Origin of the sequence: Salsipaludibacter albus, assembly GCF_019798055.1 — a bacterium.
In the GTDB taxonomy this organism is placed as follows: Bacteria; Actinomycetota; Nitriliruptoria; order Nitriliruptorales; family Nitriliruptoraceae; genus Salsipaludibacter; species Salsipaludibacter albus.
Genome location: NZ_JAHOPH010000067.1, coordinates 1 through 3,425 on the forward strand (window position 1 = coordinate 1; position 3,425 = coordinate 3,425).

Sequence of the window (3,425 nt, forward strand, 5' to 3'; positions counted from 1 at the left end):
TGCCCGGGCGGCGGCCCGACCCGCGTCGGCGTCCGGGCGGACGCTGGGCATGGTCGCCGCCGCGTCCAGGATGATCGCCGCCGCGACGATCGGGACGACCCCGCCGGGCACGACGTGGCCCCGTCCCCGGGCCTCCAGTTCGGCCATCACCCCGTCCGCAGTGGCCAGCCCGTAGGCGGACCCGCCGGCCAGCACGACGGCGTCGACGTGCTGGACGGCCCGTCCCGGCGCCAGTGCCGCGGCCTCCCGGGTCCCCGGCGACTGTCCCCGGATCGCGACCGAGCCGACCGTCTCGGGCGGCGGCAGCAGCACGGTGCAGCCGGAGTCGCCGGCCGGCGAGGTCCACGTCCCGATCGCCAGGTCGTCCAGTCCGAGCGCCATCAGCGTCCTCCGGGTCCGATCGTGCGCGGTGGAGCCTACGATACGACCCGGCCGGGTCCGTCCGTGGACCGCCCTGCCTGCGCGCGACCCGCCCGCCTGCCCGACCCGCCGCCTGACCACGATCGGGACCCACGCATGGACCGCTCACTGGCCGAGGGGGCCCTGTTCACCGACCAGTACCAGCTGACGATGGCCCAGCTGTACTGGCAGCAGGGGCTGCACGAACGACCTGCACGGTTCGAGCACTTCTTCCGGCGCTACCCGGACTACGGACGTCACCAGGCCGGGTACTGCATCGCTGCCGGACACGCCTGGTTCGGCGAGTGGGCCCGCACCGTCCGGTTCGGCGAGCCCGAGCTCGCGGCGCTGCGCTCCCACCGGACGCCGGAGGGCCACCGGGTCTTCGACGACGGCTTCCTGGACTGGCTGGCCGAGGTGGGTGGGTTCGACGCCCTGGACATCACCGCCGTCCCCGAGGGCCGCGTCGTGCATGCCAACGTGCCGATGACGGTCGTGGAGGGCCCGCTCGCCCTCGCCCAGATCATCGAGACCCCCCTCCTCAACCAGCTGAACTTCCAGACCCTGATCGCCACCAAGGCCTCGCGGGTCCGCCAGGCCGCCCGGGGCGGGTCGGTCCTGGAGTTCGGGATGCGGCGTGCGGCCGACCAGGGCGCCAACGCGGCCTCGCGCGCGTCGCTGGTCGGCGGGGCCGACTTCTCGTCGGCGGTCGGCGTGTCCCACCTGGTGGGGTTCCCGCCCCGCGGCACGCACGCCCACGCCCTGGTCCAGGTCTACATGGCGCTCGGCGAGGGCGAGCTGGGGGCCTTCCGGGCCTACGCCCACGCCTACCCCGACGAGACCCTGCTGCTGGTCGACACCATCGACACGCTCGGGGTCGGCGTGCCCAACGCCATCACGGTGTTCGACGAGGTGCGGGCGAGCGGCCACGAACCGGTCGGCATCCGGCTGGACTCGGGCGACCTCGCGCACCTGGCCGTGCTGTCGTCCCAGCAGCTGGACGAGGCCGGGTACCCGGACGCGCGCATCGTGCTGTCCTCGGGCCTGGACGAACTGGCGATCTGGCAGATCCGCAACCAGGTCCGCGACGAGGCCCCCACCTACGGGATGGATGCCGAGTCCGTGATCGACCGGCTGGTCTACGGGGTGGGCACCAAGATGGCCACGTCCGACGGTGATCCCAACCTCGACGGGGTCTACAAGCTGGTCGCGGTCCAGGACGAGTCCGCGTCGTGGCAGCCGGCCATCAAGGTCTCCGACACCCCGGCGAAGGTGGTCAACCCGGGACGCAAGCGGGTCGTGCGGGTGTACGGCCAACGCGGCAAGGCGGTGGCCGACGTGCTCGCCCACGCCGACGAGGACCTGGCGGCGCCGCTGCACGTCAACCACCATGCGACGCCGGGCATCTCCCGCACGATCACGCGCATCAGCGAGGTCGAGGACCTGCTCGAGCCCATGGCGCGTGACGGGATCGACCAGCACGAGGCGATCCTGGCCGCTCGCGAGCGCCGCGACGCCGACCTCGCCCGGCTCGACCCCGGCGTGCTTCGCCTGGTGAACCCGCACGTCTACCACGTGTCGCTGTCGGACCGGATCGCCACGATGAAGGCCGACCTGGTCGCCGAGGCCCGTGCCTCCAACGGGAGCTGACCACCCCGGCGTCAGCCGAGGTGGACGCGGGGCACGCGGGCGGTGAGCTGGCAGGGGATCTCGTAGGAGATCGTGTCGGCCGCGGCCGCCCACTCGTCGACCGAGACGAAGCCGTCGCCCTGGCCGCCGAGCAGCACGACCTCGTCGCCCAGTGACGGTCGGTGCTCGCCGCAGAAGACCATCGTCTGGTCCATGGTGACCCGACCCACCTGCGGCAGTCGACGTCCGGCCAGGAGGACCTCGATCCCGTTGCTGGCGATGCGGGGGACACCGTCGGCGTACCCGATCGGCAGGGTGGCGAGCCAACCGTCGACGGGCGCCGTCCAGGTGTGGCCGTAGCTCACGGGCGTGCCGGCTGCGACGTGCTTGACGAACGACACGCCGGTGCGCAGTCGCAGCACCTGGCGCAGGCCGAACGAGGTGGCCGGCACCCCCGGGGCCGGCGACAGTCCGTACAGCACGATCCCGGCCCGCACCAGGTCGAAGTGCGATCGCGGGTGGCGCAGGGTCCCGGCGGAGTTGGCGGCGTGGATGACGGCGTTGGGCACGCGGGCACGGACCTGCGTGACCACGGCGTCCCAGCGCGCGAGCTGGCGATCCGTGGTGTCCACGTCCTCGTCCGCACGGGCGAGGTGGGTCCACGCACCGGTGACGTGCAGACCGGGGTGGTCGAGCAGTTCCCCGACGGCCTCCGTTCGGGCCCCGACCCGGGCCATGCCGGTGTCGACCAGGAGGTGGGCGCCGACGCGCTCGTCGGCCTCGGCGGCCAGGGCGTCGGCGAAGGACGTGGTCGCCACCGACGGGACCAGCTCGGCGTCCAGCAGCCGCCGGGCCGCCGGCCGGGGGTCCCTGCCGCGACCCACCGGCTCGCTGAGCAGCAGGATGGGGGCCTCGATGCCTGCCGCACGCAGCGCCTCGCCCTCCTCGACCAGGGCGACGGCGAGCCACGCGGCACCGGCGTCCAGCAGCGTGCGCGCCACCACGGCGGCCCCGTGGCCGTAAGCGTCCGCCTTGACCACCGCGCACACCTGGGCGTCACCGGTCGCGGCCCGGACCACGTCGAGGTTGTGGCGCAGGGCCGACAGGTCAACTTCCAGCATCGTGGGACGGACCGGCTCCACCGAGCCTCCTGGCCGCGTCTGCCCGGGTGCTCTGCGACCCTCGTGTCCCGGCCCCGTGGGTCGCCACCTCATGGCGACCCCGCCGCGTTCGGACGATCGGCCCCCGCGTCGAACGGCCATGCCGGGCGATCGGTGGCGAGCCGGGCGAGGACGCCGTCGGCGTCGGGCAGGTGGTCGGCCAGCTCGGCCGAGCCGACCCGTGCGACGCCCCGTGCGACGGCCAGGTCGTGCGCGGCGAACGCGTGGCGCCACACC

4 protein-coding genes are annotated in these 3,425 nt (G+C 74.0%); 1 reads left to right on the top strand and 3 read right to left on the bottom strand.

Going from position 1 to position 3,425, the window contains the following annotated elements; translation table 11 throughout:
* Positions 1-381, bottom strand: a 381-nt coding sequence (locus KR546_RS18800) for a P1 family peptidase (protein ID WP_238446258.1), incomplete at its 3' end; no start/stop codon positions are given.
* A 135-nt stretch (positions 382-516) separates the two neighbouring features.
* Here KR546_RS18800 and KR546_RS18805 point away from each other — a divergent pair.
* Positions 517-2,049, top strand: a complete 1,533-nt coding sequence (locus KR546_RS18805; protein WP_238446259.1) for a nicotinate phosphoribosyltransferase — start codon at positions 517-519, stop codon at positions 2,047-2,049.
* 11 nt (positions 2,050-2,060) lie between these two features.
* Here KR546_RS18805 and alr read toward each other — a convergent pair whose 3' ends face one another.
* Together alr and KR546_RS18815 are read right to left on the bottom strand one after the other, a co-directional pair.
* On the bottom strand, positions 2,061-3,170 hold the full coding sequence (gene alr / locus KR546_RS18810; RefSeq protein WP_238446260.1) for an alanine racemase: 1,110 nt from the start codon (positions 3,168-3,170) through the stop codon (positions 2,061-2,063).
* A 68-nt stretch (positions 3,171-3,238) separates the two neighbouring features.
* A partial coding sequence (locus tag KR546_RS18815; RefSeq protein ID WP_238446261.1) for a hypothetical protein occupies positions 3,239-3,425 on the bottom strand: 187 nt, incomplete at its 5' end.

Coding starts and splice junctions, on each gene's coding strand:
- KR546_RS18805 (WP_238446259.1), top strand. CDS start 517: ATGGACCGCTCACTGGCCGAGGGGGCCCTGTTCACCGACCAGTACCAG.